Consider the following 17242-nt stretch of genomic DNA (forward strand, 5'->3'; position numbering starts at 1 on the left):
TATATTTTTTGGGATGTCATACCCAATAAAATTTTCAATACATTCAATCATATTAACACCATTATATATCAAAATAAGGATTATTTACATTGTCTTTTCTAAGACTGTCAAAATACCTATAAGCTTTCTTATAAGATTTTTTAGCTACTTTTGGATTAACACCTGCCTCTACCATCTCTCGGTATCCAATATTAAATTCATCTCTTAAAGTAGTATTCCATCCATCTTATTTTTTTCTACGCGTTCTTTGAGATACACTTATTTTTGCGTGAGACATTCCAGAACTTGAAGGCAACAATACACCATAGGCATCATTTTCGTTATAACTCTCAATTTTTTTCTTAGCCCATGCATTTTGAATGGGGTGGTGACTCTGAATTTGATCATCATCTTTTTTGTTAAGGTGTCCTTTTGCTCTGTTTGTTTGTGGAGACAAATTACCATGTTTATCAACATCATTTGTTTTATAGCCGTTAGGTGCTTTACAACTCAACCCCCACGGATCCACCCAATGTATTGGATTATCCGCATACTGAAATACATTATTACCGCCTAATAATCCTATGGTATCGCGGCTAATAAACATACCCACATCAGAGTCATAATAACGGAAACGGTTATAATAAAGTGATGTTTCAGTATCAAAAAATTGACCTTGGAATTTTAAAGTTTTTAGGCATTGAAAATTAGGCTTGTAATGTTAAATCAACCTATATAATTAGTAGTTAAAAATAAAACTATCTGGCTCGGATAATATATATAAATTATTGATAGTCAAATAATCAGTCTCCCATTTTGATTTATGTTCAATTAACCATTTTACACTTAGACCCAAATCATTTTCAGAGTTAGCTTCTTTTGGCAAATGCCAATAAATGCATCCAGCCTTATAATTATTTACAACAATGAGTTGAAATTCTGATTTTCCAACAACCTCACATAACATTAAACATAAATCATCGCCTAAATTGTGTTGGTTTATAAATTTCAATATACTGCCACGATGTATTATTGGTTGATTAAAATCAAGTATTGGTGTCATAAAATACCTACTTTCTCAATATCATAAAAAGGCTTACTTACATTTAATATCGTGCTTTCCGCTATTATCGGCTGGTTTTGTGGGATTACCATCAATGTCTACTTCTCCCAGATGTTTACCTTGCAAATCTGATACTTCAAATCTACCATGTTGAGTATCAAAATAATAATATTTGTCTTTTCCATTAAAATAAACATCTCTATCATTTATTTTTGTTAATTTATTGTCTTTTATCCAATTATTTCTTTTAGCTATTTTTGTCAATTTACCTTTTGCCTTATTGTATTTTTCGGCAGGGTTTATTTTTGAAAAACGCTCTTCCCATTGTGCGGCTGTTTCAGGTTTTGCATTCAACCCCCACGGATCCACCCACCCAATCGGATTAGGTGCATACTGGAACGTATTTAATCCACCAAGTAACCCAATCGGGTCTCGTTGGATAAACATTCCCACATCACTATCATAGTATCTAAATCTATTATAGTGTAGTCCAGTCTCTACATCACAAAACTGACCTTGAAAGCGGATAGGCTGTAAATCACTCTCTATTATAGCACAACCATTTAAGAATTGCTCTTTATAAAAGTGATTATATCGTCCGCCCCAAGCAAACTCATAATTACACCAAACAACTTCGCCCAACTCGTTGGTGAGTTCTTGTGGTGTGCCTAGATGATTGTTGCAGTGGCGATAAATATAAATGCCAATTTGTGATTGATATTCTAGTTATTTTTATATCATGAGCTAAGTTTATAAAATTCAAGTTCTTGAAATTTCTTGGCTTCAGTTATATTTGGTTATTCCAATAAGTGCGACTGTTGCTTAATTACTCTAAAGACTAGAATAAAGCTATATTTAGCTCAAGTAATTTACAGAACAATTTTCAAAATATGACAAACATTTTTCATGATAATACTCTATTGCCCAGTTAGCACCAAATATCCAAAAATCCCAATCTTCATTTGCAATATCATCTAAATGTTTTAAAGCAATACTAACTTTACATTGTATGGAATATTTATTAGAATCTGACCAAAATATCTCAATAAATTCTTCTTCGTTTTTTTTATTTAAAAACTCTCTAACACTATCAATCATTTGGTTGAATTGAATATTTTGAAAGTAAACTGTAGTATTTTGTGAACCTTTATCTATTACACCATAAGGCAACACCTTCAATCCATAAGAATGGATTTTGTATTCTAAGTCAGTGTTTAAAAATGAGATATTATTTAAACTGAGTGTAAATTTTGGTTTAATCATGTATTTTTCCTTAATAATTTACCAAACAAATTTTCATCACCCTTAAATATGTACGCCTCCTTGATTGCTGAATCACCTTTACCAACTTCAAGGTTGATATGCGTTCCTTTTTTAGGGTCATAGTCCAATCGATACCTTGCAAAACCTCCATTTTTTGTATTGCCAGAGAAGCCAACATTTCTGTTTTTTCCTAGTCCCAGTCTTCCAACATGAGTACTTCTTGAAATCCAATCAAAACCAAGTTCATCTAGCCTTTTTATTGCTTTATTTCTAGCATCTTCAAATGAATTTGTCTTAATTTCAATCTCTTTTTTTGTTGTTTCAGTACATTTCTTCTTCGCCAACCCCCACGGATCCACCCAATGTATCGGATTATCCGCATAAGCAAATACATTATTCCCACCCAACAGCCCAATCGGATCTCTTTGGATAAACATCCCCACATCACTATCATAATAGCGAAATCTATTGTAATGCAGTCCTGTCTCAATGTCTAGGCTTTGACCTTGGAATTTGATGGGTTGGAGTTCATAATCTTTAATGGTTATGTCATTTAAAGACTGTTCTTTATAATAATTTTGATAAGTGCCACCCCAAGCAAACTCATAATTTGCCCAGATGACATTACCATCATCGTCTGTAAGTTCTTGAGGTGTGCCTAGGTGATTGTTGTGATAGGGACAGAATTAAGGAAATAAAAAAGTTGGGTTTTGCTATTACTCAACCCAACTCTACTGAGCTAGCCTACAAGCTAATCTTCAAAATTACCGATAAAAGTCAAATCATTATATAATTTATCAATACCATCTGGCAAAAATTCATAATTACAATAATAATACAATCGATTGCCACTATTGATACCCAATCTTTTAGATTGTTCAATAATTTTTTTATCTGTTTCTAGGGACTGTGTACCAGCCTCTGCAACTAGGTCATCTATTGAGACAATCTCATTATTTTCAGTAGAATAGTAACCAAAAAAATCAATATCTATATAACCTATTTCTTTTTCAATTTGGCTTTTTCCTTTGGATTTCTCAACACCGACTGTGTACTTTAGCCATTCATCTATTGGTTTATTGGAAAAACCCGCCCAAATAGCAATAGTGCCTTTTTTAAATTTAATCATATACAACCTCTCTTTGTATGATTTTTTACAAAATCATTAATGATTTGTCTAGCATCTTGTTTTGTTTTTGCATCATCCAATTTATCCATAAGCATTTTATGAGCATTGGAACTTGCACGAGTATTAGATACTCCTTTTGTTGGATGTTGACCGTCTAAAAGCTTAGATGGATTCTTTGGGTCTGGAATATTAATAAAATAAACATCTTTCGTGGGAGTGGAAAGTGCTTTTAATTCTTTGGCTGTAAAACCTAATTCTTTTGCTTTTGCCGCCATTGATACAGGAAACCATTCGTGTTTTCCACCACCAGCTCGTAATGCACTGGTTATCTCTTTTTGAGTAACCGAATTATTCATAGCATTTTGGACATCTGCAACAGATGCATTATCAAACCATTTATTAAATCCTTTTCTACCCCATAAAGTAGCTAATCCAAATGGGTCTATGAACAATATCGGATTCGGAGCATACTGGAATGTATTTAATCCACCAAGTAAACCAATCGGGTCTCTTTGGATAAACATCCCAACATCACTATCGTAGTATCTAAATCTATTATAGTGCAGTCCTGTCTCTACATCATAAAACTGACCTTGAAATCTAATGGGCTGTAAATCACTCTCAATTATAACACAATTATTTAAAGACTGCTCTTTGTAGAAGTGATTATATCGCCCACCCCAAGCATATTCATAATTACACCATACCACATTGCCATCATTGTCTGTGAGTTCTTGCGGTGTTCCTAAATGGTTGTTATGATAGTGATAGAATTAAGGGAGTAAAAAAGTAGGTTTTTTTGCTTTACTTATCTCAATCTAAATTTGCTATAATGAACTACTATAACTTTGAGCAATAATTTGATAAACATATGTATAAGTAGAAAAAATATAATGAGAAAATCCGTGTAGTTTGTTCTCTAAAATATAATTTGAATCTTCAAGCAACATAAAATTTGAGCTCATTTTAGCATCAAGATTACTAATTTCAATATTGACACAATCAAACATTTGAATATTTTTAAAACATAATTCAAACGGAGTAATAGTTCCAACCTCATTTTTTTTTATTAAATTTGTGTAAACGGTACCTTTGAATAACAATTCATTTCTTTTAGTTAAATGTAGCACATTATTAATCAATATGGCATCTCTATCTTGAATATCACTAAAAATATGAGAAGTTTTAACAAGTTTCATAATCTAACACCTTTTTGTTGGTAATTTGCCACCATTTTTGGTTGAAAATCTTTTTTCTAGATTTATGTCTGGCACATCTTTTGGCTTTACAAATTTTATGTTTATTTTTGAACCAGCTTCTTTTGCTGCTAGCAGTCTTCTATTATCTAGGCTATATATACCATAAGGGTTCGCACCTTGAGAAAGCAATTTTGTTTGTATACTGCTAGGTAAATCTTGAAATTTTATAACTCTTATGGGATTAACGCCTTGATAATAATTTGGATTATTGGACATTGCGTGGGTTAATGAGTTTAGTTTATTGCCATTATCAAAGACAGTTGATACACTATCTTGTGAAAATTGCACCACCTTAGCATTAACTGTTTTCAACCCCCACGGATCCACCCAATGTATCGGATTCGGAGCATACTGGAACGTATTTAACCCACCAAGTAAACCGATCGGATCACGGCTAATAAACATCCCCACATCACTATCATAGTATCTAAATCTATTGTAGTGTAGTGATGTTTCAGTATCAAAGAATTGACCTTGGAATTTTATCGGTTGTAAGTAGTCTTTGTCAATAGGGATGTTATTTAAAGACTGTTCTTTATAATAACTTTGATAAGTGCCACCCCACGCCCATTCATAATTCACCCAAACAACATTCCCACAGTCATCAGTTAATTCTTGTGGTGTACCTAGATGATTATTATGATAATGATAGACTTTGATTTGACTGGTATCTTGTCTATTCTGTACCAGTCTTGATACAGGCTCAAAGCTTTGGTCATAAACCGTCGTAAACACAAAGTCATCTGTGTATTCTTGTATCTGTCTATTACCCTCCCACAGCATTAGGGTGGTTTGGTTTTGGGTTTTGTCTGTTTTTCTTAGGTGTAGTAAAGTGGTTGGGTATTTAACGAGCTTGCCTTGTTGGTTTAACTTGTTTAAGGTTTCAACCTTTGAGTTTTTGGCAATGCGTCTGCCAAACGCATCGTAATGGTATTGGGTCGTTGTTTTGGTAATTTGCAAACCCACATCTTTAACAACAACAGTCTTAGACAGCTCATTGTTTGGGTTATAAAAGAATTGTAGCGATTTTTTATAACCAATCAAGCTGTTGTCTGATTGGTAAAGTGTTTCACCTGTTTTAGGATTTAATGGGGTTTCTGTCTTGGTCTTGATATTACCGTGATGGTCATAGGTATAAGCGATCTCTTTGTTTTGGGAGATGAGTTTGGTTGGGTGACGGGTTTTGGGGTAAAAAGAAAAGTGTGTGATATAGACTCTAAAAACTAATATTAATTTTTATTTTTCCCACCAACGCTCTCGAAACTCTTTGGGTTTTTTGTATTCGTAAATGGCAATCACACCAAGTAATCCCGCTAGATCATCTGCTACAAAATCCCACCCATCTTTTTCTGCCCAAAAAGAACCGTTATCATCAATCCAAAACTGATAACCTTTATTAGTGATTGTTTTTATCATCAATGGGTAGTTTCTGAAACTATCTGTTAAATGCATCATATTTTTTTCATCTTATAAATTGGGGTGTATGCAGGGCGAGAGAATTTTAATAAATCTTTGATTTCAGAATAAGTCAACAATTCAAAATATTCATTAGAGTCTCTATCTGGATAAGTTTCTTTGATAAGAATAAGTCCAAGTAATGCTGTTGGAAAATCCGCTCTGAATTTCCATACACCATCTGTTGCAACATAGATTTCAATATTGGGTAAAAATTCTACAGAATAGCCTTTTTCTTTTATAATACTTAAAGCCAATTCACCAATTTCATAACGATCATATAAACAAGCCATAATTTTAATCCACTTTTATTATGGCACCATAAGGAATGCCATTACTAAATAGAACTTCTTCTGCTATTTTTGCATTTGCATGTGCCTTTGTATCGCGCTTAGTTGCTTGCAAGACATTTTTGTGAGCAATAAATCCAGAGCCAAGCTCTTGGGCTAGTGTTGCATTAATTTCAGCGACACCATGTCCAGAATCAAATCTATCTGTAGCCCCTTTTGTTTCTGCGGCAGAAATTAGTTTGGTATTTTTTCCCTGAACATGAGATAAAATACAACCACTATCTCCTTTTGGTTCCAAATCAAGCCCTTGATCATATCTTATTCTATCATCAGCAGATAAGGCTCTGTAGACAATAACATCTTTTTTCTTCTTCGCCAACCCCCACGGATCCACCCACCCCACAGGATTCGGAGCATAAGCAAAGACATTCACCCCACCCAAAAGCCCAATCGGGTCTCTTTGGATAAACATCCCAACATCACTATCATAATAACGGAAACGGTTATAATGTAAACCTGTCTCTACATCATAAAACTGGCCTTGGAATTTGATGGGTTGGAGTTCGTGTTCTAGTATATCACAACGGTTATTTAGCTAGTTGTGTTTTTTTAAAAGCAAAGAAATAAATAAAATCAACAAAATTCCATTGTGTTTTTTCTATGATTGGGGGGCTAATGTTTGTATCATAATAATAAATATGATGACAATCATTTAACAGAAAACCATAATAACCACCAACACCATCACTAGATATGGGCAAAAAATTATCTTTTGGCCTTATTCCATAGGAATTCTTAAAAATAAAATACTCACTATTTTTATTAAGAGAAAATAACTCTAAAAAACCAAAATTTCCACCCCCAAACTTCTCCTGAAATATTTGAAAATCTTTTGGTATTTCAAATCCAACTTCCTCTTTTATTTGAATAATATCACTTTCATTAACGATAGGTTCATTTTCTCTAAATAAAAAATATTTAGGATTGACAATCATTTCATTTTCAATAAATAAAATCAAATCTTCTATGCTACTATTTGTCATAAACTTTCTCTCAGTCATATATTAAATGCGGATAAATATCATCTGCACCTTGCTCTCTCGCTCTGTACCACCAATGTAACTCTTTGTCTTCTTGACGCATTTTTGCTGTTACACCTTGATTAAATTTATTTGGGTGTAATGCCTTGTTTCCTCTATGTTGGTCTGGTAGAACTTCGTGTATTGCGGAACCTGGCATCTGATGGGCGTGGTGTAAATCGGGGGAACCCAAACCTTTCGGTGTTCTACCCATCAACCCATTATATATATCTTGTTTACTCCACTCTCCCTGCACTCTGACAGGCGGATCATTAACCCCATAACCAATACCTGTTGTTGTATCAGGTGTATTTTTTGTAGTTTTGGTATTGTTGGTACAATTCAACCCCAACACATCAACCCAATGTATCGGATTCGGAACATACTGAAATACATTATTGCCGCCTAATAATCCTATGGGATCACGGCTAATAAACATCCCCACATCACTATCATAATAGCGAAATCTATTGTAATGCAGTCCTGTCTCAATGTCTAGGCTTTGACCTTGGAATTTGATGGGTTGGAGTTCATAATCTTTAATGGTTATGTCATTTAAAGACTGCTCTTTATAATAACTTTGATAAGTGCCACCCCAAGCAAACTCGTAATTACACCAAACAACATTCCCACAGTCATCAGTTAATTCCTGCGGTGTGCCTAGATGATTGTTGTGATAGTGATAAATCTTTAAGTCATCACAATCCTTATCACGACTTTGTACAAGTCGTGATACAGGCTCAAAACTGTCTTGGTCATAAACAGTCGTAAAGATTAATTGGTCGGTATATTCTTGGATTTGACGATTACCTTCCCACAGCATTAGCGTGCTTTGGTAGGTTGTTTTGTCTGTTTTTCTTAGGTGTAGTAAAGTGGTTGGGTATTTGACCAGTTTACCATTTTGATTGAGTTTGTTTAGGGTTTGTGTTTTGCTGTTCTTAGCAATCCTTCTACCAAAGGCAGGTTTTCAGGCTGCCTTTAGGTGTGGGTTGAGGTTTGAGACAGTCTATGCTGGCTATTATTCGGAGTAGCCCAAAAATTCCTGTATAAAAATTAAAAAACTATCCCACTTTTTCACATATACTTTGTTTAAAATAAAATCTTTTAAATTATCACCATCTACCAAATATAAATTATCGGTATTCATATCATAAAAAAGATAATCGTCATTGTCTTGTCCCATTAATGAAAAATATTGACTGGGCAAGTTCTCGCTTTGTCGCAATCGATAAGTTTCGCTAGTCTCAAAGTCTTCTATATCCATACAAAAATCCATCAAATAGCCTTCATTTCCATAGATTTCATCGCTATAATTTGACCAAAAATAAATAAAATCTGAATTTTTGCTTTGATTTAAACCTTTGTTTTCTAAAATCTGAACATATTTTTTCATTTCATTTAAAAATATACGACCCAGATTTTCATTTAGATATTCAATGAAACTATCGCTAAACATAATAACCTCACTTGTTTATTTAAGAAATACATTTTTTACGATTGCGAATTTCAGCTTTGGCTCTATCTATCCAATATTGCCTTCTGTCTTTTCCAAAAAGCTTTCTATCAACTGCATAAAAGGGATGCTTTCCAAGCCCATTTACTTTATAGGGATGTAAAGCATTGGTTCTATCATATCTATTGTGGGTAGTTTTTGAAAGCTCAAATAAAGATCCCCTAGAATCTTGCTTTGAATGATGCAAATTAATTGATTTTCCATCATTACCCAAAGGTGCTATCCCCTTTAAAGCTCTTTCTAAATTTGTCCTGCCTTTTTTATCTATTTTATTCCAATCAATATTTTGCTGATAAACAGTATATACCTGACCAGTTCCAGATATAGGGGCTTGCCATTGGGTCTTTTTAAATCTATTAAGCCCAAACGGGTCAATCCACATTACTGGATTATCCGCATACTGATAAATGTTTATTCCACCAAGTAACCCAATCGGATCTCTTTGGATAAACATCCCAACATCAGAGTCATAATAACGGAAACGGTTATAATGAAGTGATGTTTCAGTATCAAAGAATTGACCTTGAAAACGGATAGGCTGTAATTCGTGTTCTAGTATATCATAACCATTTAAGCTTTGTGAATTGTAATGATGGGTATATCGTCCACCCCAAGCATATTCGTAATTTGCCCAAACAACATTCCCATAGTCATCAGTTAATTCCTGCGGTGTGCCTAGATGATTGTTGTGATAGTGATAAATCTTTAAGTCATCACAATCCTTATCACGACTTTGTACAAGTCGTGATACAGGCTCAAAACTGTCTTGGTCATAAACAGTCGTAAAGATTAATTGGTCGGTATATTCTTGCAGTTGTCTATTACCTTCCCACAGCATTAGCGTGCTTTGGTAGGTTGTTTTGTCTGTTTTTCTTAGGTGTAGTAAAGTGGTTGGGTATTTGACCAGTTTACCATTTTGATTGAGTTTGTTTAGGGTTTGTGTTTTGCTGTTCTTAGCAATCCTTCTACCAAAGGCATCATAATGATAGCTTGTGGTGGTTTTGGTGATGACAAAGCCTTGTTGTTCTATCTTAACAGACTTGGCAAGTTCGTTGTTTGGATGATAGAACAGTTGTAATGAGCTAAGATAGCCGATGATGTTTTGGCTAGATTGTTTTAGGGCTTGTCCTGTTTTTGAGTCAATCGGCGTCTCTGTCTTTGTTTTGATATTACCATGCACATCATAGCTGTAGCTAATCAGTTTGCCTTGACTGATGAGGCTTGTGGGTCTTTTGGTTCTTTGATCAATGCCTTGATGGGTTGTTTGTGTGTTTGTTTGTATGTTTGTTTGTGGCAATGGCACTCTGTTACTGGCAGGGTCAAAGGCAAAGGTTTCAGTGTGTCCTGTGTGGGTTTGGTGGTCGGCAAGTTTGTGCTGGGTCAGTCTGCCAAGTTTATCATAGGTGTATTGATGGGTGCGGTTAAAATAATTAACCTGCTTGGCTAAGTGATTTGGGCTTTGATGTGTGCTTGTTAATCTTGTGTTTGTATTTAAATGGGTGAGTTGTCCTTTTTTGTCATAGGTGTAGTGCTTTTGGGCAATCAGATGAACATCATTGCTGACAAACTGTTTGGTCAGTCTGCCCATTGAATCATAGTCAAAGGCAGTGTGGTGGCTTTGGTTTGTTTTGCTCTGTCCGTGTTGTCTTAACACTTCTTGGTGCAGTTCATTGGTTTGGCTGTGTCTTAGCTCATGGATGATTTGTCCGTCTTTGCCTGTGGTGTTTGAGTGTTGAATGGTCAGGCTTTGGTTATACAGATGTCCTGAGCCATAGTATAGGTTGTTTAGGGTGGTGCCATCAGGCAAGGTGGTGCTGATGCGATTGCCCAACTCGTCATAGGTGTGGGTTAGGGTTTGGCTATTTACTTCTTTGTTTGGCTCTTGCCCTTGATTGGCGTGATGACGGATGAGGGTCTCTTTAACCAAATTGCCCACAGGGTCAAAGTCCAGATGGGTGGTGGCATCCAAGCTGGTGGCACGGATAAGCTGCCCTAGTTCATCATAGGCGTATTTGTGGGTTTGGATTAGGCGTTTGGGGGGTGTGCTTGTGTTTGTGTTTGCTTGGTGGTTTGTGTCTGCTTCTTGATAGCAGATGGCGTGTTTGGCAACAAGCTGACCGATTAAGTCTCGTTGTAAGTGCGTGTGTCTTTGTTTATCTTTGGCTAGGTGTGGGTTGTCTATTAAAGCAGTCAGCTGTGATAAGTTGTCATAGCGATAAGCACTTTGGGTGTCATCAAAGCGGGTCTCACGGATTAAGTTGTCCAGCTTGTCATAGACAAATGTCCAGTCCTCATCGTTTTCATTGGTGAGCTTGACAAGACGGCGATGAGTGTCGTAGGTGTAGGCAAGTATCCCACCCAATGCATCTGTACGAGTGACAGGTAGGTTGTCTTTGCTGTAGGTATAATGAGTTTGGTTGCCTAATTCATCCGTATGACAGATGAGTCTGCCTGCTTGGTCGTAGTCAAGATGAATGTGAGTGTCATCGGCTTTTTGGATGTGATTAACAAGGTTTAGGTGGCTGTTGATATAACCATAACGGGTGGTATGTCCTTTGGCATCGGTGATGGCAGTTAAACGCTCTGGATGGTCTTGGTCATGGTAGTGATAGGTGGTGGTGTGTCCTGAGCAGTCGGTGTGGGTGATAAGATTACCAAGGTCATCATAGCTATAGTGATGATGGCTTTGGTTGGCTAGGGTCTCTTTGATGACATTGCCATTGGTGTCATAGGTGTAATGGGTGGTGTGTCCCAATTCATCGGTGATGGCAGACAACTCGCCTTTGTGTGTGTAGCTAAGGCTTATGGTGTGGTTTTTGGGGTTGGTGATGGTTTTTAAGCGACCATGTACATCGTACTGATAGGTATGGGTGCGATAAATTGGGGTTTGTGTTAAAGGGTTTACGCCTACTTTAACAACGGTGGCACTTAAATACTGACCTGCGTAGCGGTAGTAAGTGGCTCCGCCCTTAGGGTCATGTACTGCAATCAGGCGATGTAGATGGTCATGCTCGTAATAAGTGGTGTTGTCATGAGCATCCACATAGGCTGTCAGAACATACCAGTCGTCATATTCGTAAAGGGATGCTCGCTCATCTTTTGTCCCTTCTTGCTCTACAACCGTCGTGGTGTAGTAAGCTTGGTTATTGTCATCTGTGTGGTTATCATAATAAAAACGATAATCCTCCCCTGTGTTTAGGGTATGGTGAATCACTTTGGCGGTTTTGGCATCGTGTGTTTGGTCGTAAGTATAAAAGCCTTCTTGAGATGTGATAAACCATTGATGGGTCATTAGGTGGTCGGTATAACCAAAGCGTCTGGTGCTTACACCTTTGATGATGACTTCACACAAGTCGCCTTCTTGGTTGTAATGGTACTTGGCAAGAGGTGTGCTTTGGCTAATGGTGCCTGTTTCATTGATGTGATGAACTTGCTCTAGGCAGTTAAGTCTTGGCTTATCATCATACAAACCAAAGCCTAAGTGATAACAGTTGCCCGCATCATCGGTGATAAAGCTGGGTAAGTGCTGTTTGGATGTGTCAGTATGGGTATAATGCAGTTGTAGCTTGTGCTGGTATTTGTTAGATTGCTTGGTTAATAAGACTTTGGCAAAGGTGCCATTATCTTCTTTGTCAATGACTTTGGTGAAGTGTTGGGCGATGCCGTCGAAGTCTGGACGGTTTGGGTGTGTTTTGCCTTGCACCAAGACAAAGGCAAAATGTTCATCTTGACCCATTCTTGTGGCATAAGTGGCTCTGGCACTTAAAGGAAGTGGCTTTGGCAGTGTGGTCATGTCAAAGCCGTCAGGATATGGCAGGCGATATAGGGTGATATCCTCATAAGGCTGATAACAGCTTGCTCCAGCTTTAAGATAAGTAAAGGGGATGCGTCTGCCTGCGTTATCAATAAGATAGATGCGATTTTGTTGTGGGTTAAGCTCCAAGTATTGTTCTAGACCTTGAGTCTTCCAGCCTTGACCGAACCAACCTACCTGGTCATTTTGACTGTTGTAGAGTCGTTGTAGATAAAAAGGCAAATAACCGATGCCTTGATAATCAAGGTCATCATTATCCATTAACACTTTGGAGCCATAGAGAGCATTGATGGGTTTTCCGATGGTGGTGGCGGCGTTAAGGGGGCAGGGTATTGTTTTGCGGTCTGAGCCTGTTATGTGACCTTGAGGATCTTTGGTTTCAATTTTATTGGCTTTTTTATTTCCAGAGTGTTTATGTTTGCTTTCTTGAGTTTTCTTGCGACTTTTTTGGGATTGTTTATGCTTGGCTGTTTTTGGATGTGAGGGTTTTTTGGAACTCGATGATCTGTCGGTCTTATTGCTTTGTGTAGACTTTTGGGGCGTGTCTTTTTTTTGTGTTTGATTGGAGGTTTTGCTGTTATTTGGCTTGCTAGTCGCCCCACCATTGCCATCAACTTTATTGGTGGTGGAAGCTTGCTTGCTTGCTGTTGGGGTTGGTGCTGACTTTGTTGGTGCTGTACTCGCCGCTTTACTGGCATCAGCGGCTTTGTTTGCGGTCTTGGCAGCATCAGTAGCGGCATCAGTAGCTTTCATAGCACCCTTAACCACTTTAGCGGTTTTGCCTGCCACTTTGCCTGCAGGTCCTGCAACACCCATTGCTGCAAAGGCAGCGTCTTCGTACTTACCTTCGTAAAGATACAGTCCAGCATCAACTGCGCTGGCAACACTCCCCACAACAGGAATATAGCTGACTACTTCCAGTGCATCATGCGCCCAGTCAAGCCAACCTTTTTTCTCCTCTTTTGCTGGTGGTGGAGGCGGAGGCGGTGCTGGAATGATATGATACTTCCCTTCCGTATTCCTCTTATTCATATAGCAAGGGTCATCTTTTCGGATAAGTGCTTTGCCTGTAACATTGATGCCTGTTGCACCTTCTTTGGGTTCAACCTCATCACTGACTGTGCCTGACTTGACGCCGCCAAATGTGCCTGCTTCATCGCCACGACAATGAGGGATGATGCTTTGGTTTAATACATAGACCTCACTACCATTAAACCCTGCACTAGAGACTGTACTGGCACTTCCTCCTAAAAACTCAAAGACAGGATAAGGCACAGGAATCTTTTTGGGTGTGGTGTAGTTGATAGAAGGAGCGATGGACTTTGCCATCAAGTTGTCTTGTGCTCTGACGCCCAATAAACTCATATGCCGTTCTCCTCATAAGGACGCATGATGGTGCCTTTTTGAGCAAAGTGTCTGGCGATGGTGTCATCCTTGGTTTTTCTGTCAAGCATTACAAGATTAATATTGGTCGGCTGACGACCTGATTTGTCCAAAGCAATACGCCATACCATATTTACCTTGCTATCATCGGGTCTGATAATAAGTGTGTCAATCTTTAAAGGAATTTCTGATATTTGCCCATCATCCCATTCAACATAAGCAACCAAGGTATTTTCAGGCAAATACAGTTTAAGATGACAATTACCTTCTTTGTCTAAACGAGCCGCTTTGGTGGTGCTTTTGCATAGATTTACCAAGGTTAACCACTCATTACCCTTTAAATAATCACACTGTTGGTCTGGGTAGGCAGCATTCCATACCGCAAAGTCAAAGCCATCAGGAAGTAATTCATCACCTTGAATAAAATTATCGTCAATGATACCAACCAGCTTAGCTCTGTCAGGGTGTGTCTTTGAGCGTATGCCAAAACCAACAGACAGTAGGTCTTGCTCTTCTTTGCTTAATTGGTTTGCAATTTGTTTTTGAAATAATGATTGACTAAACAGGTATTTTGGGTTTGCAATTTGAGGCAATGCTATCATCTCTGGTTTGATGGTGTTTAAAGTGATTTTATCCATAAAACCTTTGCCATAGGGGTTGTGATTGCATTGATTGTAATACAAAACAGGACTATCAGCGTTTAGGATTTTTTGGGTATTAGGATCAAAGCTAAGCTGTTTGTCTTTTGGGATGTGACCAGATTCTGGGTGGCTTTGGGAGATATAAACAAAACCGCCATAGCCATTTGCCGTATCCAAAGATACTTTAGATACAGGGGTTATTTTAGAAGGTTCATAATCACCTAGGGTGGTTCTTCTTAAAGACTGTACACCCAAAAATGCTAGGGTTTTATCAATAAGTGGCACGCCTTGTTTTAGTGTATAGCGTTTTTGGGAGAGTGTTTCTAGGATTTGTTTTTGTCTAAGTTTATGGGCATCGATGGTTTCGCCATCTTTGTCCGATGGTGCGTTAATTGCATCAAAAAAGACATAGCTGTCAGGTGTTGTTACCATAAGTTTGGCAACAAAGCTTTGGGTAGGTACACCATTTGGTGCATAAGCATTGCCTAAGACCAGCACATCGCATTTGGGTTTGTATTCACACAAATCACTCTCTTGACGCACCCCCTTCATCATATCGCTATCATCAACAAGCTCATCTGTAAAACACAAAGGGTCTTGAGTCTTACTCAATACCAACAGTCCCTTATCGTTCCACTCATAAGTCTGACGACACACAATCACCCCAAAGACATTGCCAGTACCGTCAATGCCGTCATAGGTTAAGGCTGGGGAGGGGGTGTGGTTTTGCATGGGGGTTACTCTTGGAAATTTTCGTATGTATCAAAAATTAGGTCTGTAATTTCCACACGGTCAGGGAACTCTTCAAAAAATTCATATCCTATACGTATAGTTCCAACATTATTTTCTGCATCCATTAGCTTAGCATAAAAAGCATTTGAAATATAAGCAAATTCTGTATAGCCAATTTTTTGCATTATTTCATCCAAATATTTATATTTGACGGTAAATGTTAATGGAAGAAACTTTATTTCCATTAATTGTTTTCCTGAATTATTTCCTCTTAATTCAATATACTGAATATATCTTGCGTCACCATTAAATTTTTTTGGCAGAAATTTCTTAATGTCGTTATCATTGATATCAAAACAAACATTAAAGAATGTTTCTAATTGTGGTTGTGTATAGGGGTAATTTAAGGAAAAGTATTCAATGATATTGAATATGGTATCTATATTAGTATCATTCATATTGAAATCTCTTATTTAAAAGTGCTATTTTGTGTAATAACGATCATAATAACCTCCATAATAATCATTATATGTTTGACCAGTGGCCGAAGTAATTTCTGTACCAAAAATTTTACTAATTGCTTCGTATGTTTGATGATTATCACCACCATTTTGATTAAAAATATTGACATATTGTGATGCATATCTACCTGCGACACCAATATTAATATTGGCATTGCTTAAAATTTCATCTCTGACCTTGATATTCATAGCTGTTGCAGCACCTTCATCTTTAAGGTAACTAGAAATGTAATTTGCTCTTGAAGATGTATCGGGAGCTACAGTATATTTCGCATGCCCCACCTCATGAGACAGAGTTTGAACAACTTGTTTTGGATTGCTTGCATACTGTCCATCTATTACAATTTTTTTTGATTTAGGATTTTCATCCGCCCAAGACCCTTTGCCTGACTGACCGTATTGAAAGGACCAACCTTTAGATTTTAAATCATTTACTTCTTTAACCAACGAAGGAGACTGACTAGCAAGTTTATCCACATCTGCACCCAAACCTGTTGTAATTAGTGGTTGACCTAATGTCGCTTGATTGGTATTTGGCTGACTTGTTTGGTTGGTTTGAGGTGCGGCGGTACTTGGATTGCCATCATCCCCACCTGACGCTCCCCCCGCCCCCTCAGGATTAATATTCACATCCTGACCAATGATATCCACCTTAGTGCTGCCGATGATTTGGATATCAACACCTTGGAGTATGATAGTACCGTCTTGGTTTAGGGTGAGTGATGAGCTGCCTACGGTTAGAGCAAATGAGTCACCTGCGGTGATGTTGTAGCTTTTGCCAACCATTGTGGTTTTTTTGATGCCCACCTCTTCGGCTTGCATCATGCCTACTGCGGTATTCATGACAGTACCGACTTGGGTGGCATAGACCGTACCGACGGTAACAGATTTGGCGATTTTCACCACCTCATTGCTGTTTTGATTGACAGTGAGTGATTTATTTTTTGAGATGGTGTGTTTTTGGTTTTGTTTGACACTAAGAGTGTCGTTTTTATCAACGGTTTTATCTCGGTTGCCTTGTATTAAAATCTTCTCATCCCCCTCCACCGTCTCCGTGCGATTGCCACCAATGCTGATGGTTTCATCCAAGTCCACTCGCTCTTTGCGGTTTTGATGGATGG

14 protein-coding genes and 7 pseudogenes are annotated in these 17242 nt (G+C 37.6%); all 21 read right to left on the minus strand.

Annotation, left to right across the window (positions count from 1 at the left end; all coding sequences use genetic code 11):
* Positions 1-61: 61 nt before the first annotated feature.
* Positions 62-508: pseudogene (locus BW928_RS11980) on the minus strand (hypothetical protein).
* Positions 490-667, minus strand: a pseudogene (locus BW928_RS12230) (RHS repeat-associated core domain-containing protein); the annotation flags it as partial. The pseudogenes BW928_RS12230 and BW928_RS11980, both read right to left, overlap by 19 nt.
* A gap of 51 nt (positions 668-718) precedes the next feature.
* Entirely contained in the window at positions 719-1042 is a 324-nt protein-coding gene (gene imm45 / locus BW928_RS09810; protein ID WP_076556050.1) for an Imm45 family immunity protein, read from the minus strand.
* A gap of 396 nt (positions 1043-1438) precedes the next feature.
* A pseudogene (locus BW928_RS12300) lies at positions 1439-1570 on the minus strand (RHS repeat-associated core domain-containing protein); the annotation flags it as partial.
* A gap of 327 nt (positions 1571-1897) precedes the next feature.
* Entirely contained in the window at positions 1898-2305 is a 408-nt protein-coding gene (locus BW928_RS09820) for a hypothetical protein (protein ID WP_076556052.1), read from the minus strand.
* A 335-nt stretch (positions 2306-2640) separates the two neighbouring features.
* Positions 2641-2982: pseudogene (locus BW928_RS12305) on the minus strand (RHS repeat-associated core domain-containing protein); the annotation flags it as partial.
* Positions 2983-3056: 74 nt separating this feature from the next.
* Positions 3057-3434, minus strand: coding sequence for a hypothetical protein (locus BW928_RS09835; RefSeq protein WP_076556054.1), 378 nt, complete (start codon positions 3432-3434; stop codon positions 3057-3059).
* The gene (locus BW928_RS12170) at positions 3431-4144 is read right to left on the minus strand and encodes an RHS repeat-associated core domain-containing protein (protein WP_076556055.1); all 714 of its coding nucleotides are present in this window, start codon (positions 4142-4144) and stop codon (positions 3431-3433) included. Before BW928_RS12170 ends, BW928_RS09835 begins: the two co-directional genes overlap by 4 nt.
* Positions 4124-4192 (minus strand): annotated as a pseudogene (locus BW928_RS12130) (RHS domain-containing protein); the annotation flags it as partial. The gene BW928_RS12170 and the pseudogene BW928_RS12130, both read right to left, overlap by 21 nt.
* 69 nt (positions 4193-4261) lie before the next feature.
* On the minus strand, positions 4262-4633 hold the full coding sequence (locus BW928_RS09845) for a hypothetical protein (RefSeq protein WP_076556056.1): 372 nt from the start codon (positions 4631-4633) through the stop codon (positions 4262-4264).
* Positions 4634-5002: 369 nt separating this feature from the next.
* A pseudogene (locus BW928_RS12310) lies at positions 5003-5359 on the minus strand (RHS repeat-associated core domain-containing protein); the annotation flags it as partial.
* 570 nt (positions 5360-5929) lie between these two features.
* A complete protein-coding gene (locus tag BW928_RS09855) occupies positions 5930-6148 on the minus strand; it encodes a hypothetical protein (protein WP_076556058.1) in 219 nt (72 codons plus the stop codon).
* A complete protein-coding gene (locus tag BW928_RS09860; RefSeq protein WP_076556059.1) occupies positions 6145-6441 on the minus strand; it encodes a hypothetical protein in 297 nt (98 codons plus the stop codon). Before BW928_RS09860 ends, BW928_RS09855 begins: the two co-directional genes overlap by 4 nt.
* Positions 6442-6811: 370 nt before the next feature.
* Positions 6812-6991: pseudogene (locus tag BW928_RS12250) on the minus strand (RHS repeat-associated core domain-containing protein); the annotation flags it as partial.
* A 34-nt stretch (positions 6992-7025) separates the two neighbouring features.
* On the minus strand, positions 7026-7481 hold the full coding sequence (locus BW928_RS09870) for an SMI1/KNR4 family protein (RefSeq protein ID WP_158078425.1): 456 nt from the start codon (positions 7479-7481) through the stop codon (positions 7026-7028).
* 10 nt (positions 7482-7491) lie between these two features.
* A complete protein-coding gene (locus BW928_RS09875; RefSeq protein ID WP_078309935.1) occupies positions 7492-8340 on the minus strand; it encodes an RHS repeat domain-containing protein in 849 nt (282 codons plus the stop codon).
* A gap of 195 nt (positions 8341-8535) precedes the next feature.
* Entirely contained in the window at positions 8536-8973 is a 438-nt protein-coding gene (locus BW928_RS09880; RefSeq protein ID WP_076556063.1) for a hypothetical protein, read from the minus strand.
* A gap of 19 nt (positions 8974-8992) precedes the next feature.
* Positions 8993-14209, minus strand: coding sequence for an RHS repeat-associated core domain-containing protein (locus BW928_RS09885; RefSeq protein WP_076556064.1), 5217 nt, complete (start codon positions 14207-14209; stop codon positions 8993-8995).
* Complete coding sequence (locus BW928_RS09890) at positions 14206-15600, minus strand: DUF2169 domain-containing protein (RefSeq protein ID WP_076556065.1); 1395 nt, start codon at positions 15598-15600, stop codon at positions 14206-14208. The genes BW928_RS09885 and BW928_RS09890 overlap by 4 nt, the downstream gene beginning before the upstream one ends.
* Before the next feature lie 5 nt (positions 15601-15605).
* Positions 15606-16058: a hypothetical protein gene (locus tag BW928_RS09895; protein WP_076556066.1), complete on the minus strand. Its 453-nt coding sequence runs from the start codon at positions 16056-16058 to the stop codon at positions 15606-15608.
* 24 nt (positions 16059-16082) lie between these two features.
* Positions 16083-17242, minus strand: a 1160-nt coding sequence (locus tag BW928_RS09900) for a bacteriophage T4 gp5 trimerization domain-containing protein (protein WP_446030803.1), incomplete at its 5' end; no start/stop codon positions are given.

The organism is Moraxella cuniculi DSM 21768 (assembly GCF_900156515.1).
GTDB lineage: Bacteria > Pseudomonadota > Gammaproteobacteria > Pseudomonadales > Moraxellaceae > Moraxella > Moraxella cuniculi.

What these genes read in the sequence shown, in the direction of transcription:
- BW928_RS09880 (WP_076556063.1), bottom strand. Translation starts at nt 8,973, where the DNA reads ATGTTTAGCGATAGTTTCATTGAATATCTAAATGAAAATCTGGGTCGT.
- BW928_RS09855 (WP_076556058.1), bottom strand. Translation starts at nt 6,148, where the DNA reads ATGATGCATTTAACAGATAGTTTCAGAAACTACCCATTGATGATAAAA.
- BW928_RS09835 (WP_076556054.1), bottom strand. Translation starts at nt 3,434, where the DNA reads ATGATTAAATTTAAAAAAGGCACTATTGCTATTTGGGCGGGTTTTTCC.
- BW928_RS09885 (WP_076556064.1), bottom strand. Translation starts at nt 14,209, where the DNA reads ATGAGTTTATTGGGCGTCAGAGCACAAGACAACTTGATGGCAAAGTCC.
- BW928_RS09845 (WP_076556056.1), bottom strand. Translation starts at nt 4,633, where the DNA reads ATGAAACTTGTTAAAACTTCTCATATTTTTAGTGATATTCAAGATAGA.
- BW928_RS09875 (WP_078309935.1), bottom strand. Translation starts at nt 8,340, where the DNA reads ATGCTGTGGGAAGGTAATCGTCAAATCCAAGAATATACCGACCAATTA.
- BW928_RS09890 (WP_076556065.1), bottom strand. Translation starts at nt 15,600, where the DNA reads ATGCAAAACCACACCCCCTCCCCAGCCTTAACCTATGACGGCATTGAC.
- BW928_RS09870 (WP_158078425.1), bottom strand. Translation starts at nt 7,481, where the DNA reads ATGACAAATAGTAGCATAGAAGATTTGATTTTATTTATTGAAAATGAA.
- BW928_RS09895 (WP_076556066.1), bottom strand. Translation starts at nt 16,058, where the DNA reads ATGAATGATACTAATATAGATACCATATTCAATATCATTGAATACTTT.
- BW928_RS09860 (WP_076556059.1), bottom strand. Translation starts at nt 6,441, where the DNA reads ATGGCTTGTTTATATGATCGTTATGAAATTGGTGAATTGGCTTTAAGT.
- BW928_RS09820 (WP_076556052.1), bottom strand. Translation starts at nt 2,305, where the DNA reads ATGATTAAACCAAAATTTACACTCAGTTTAAATAATATCTCATTTTTA.
- imm45 (WP_076556050.1), bottom strand. Translation starts at nt 1,042, where the DNA reads ATGACACCAATACTTGATTTTAATCAACCAATAATACATCGTGGCAGT.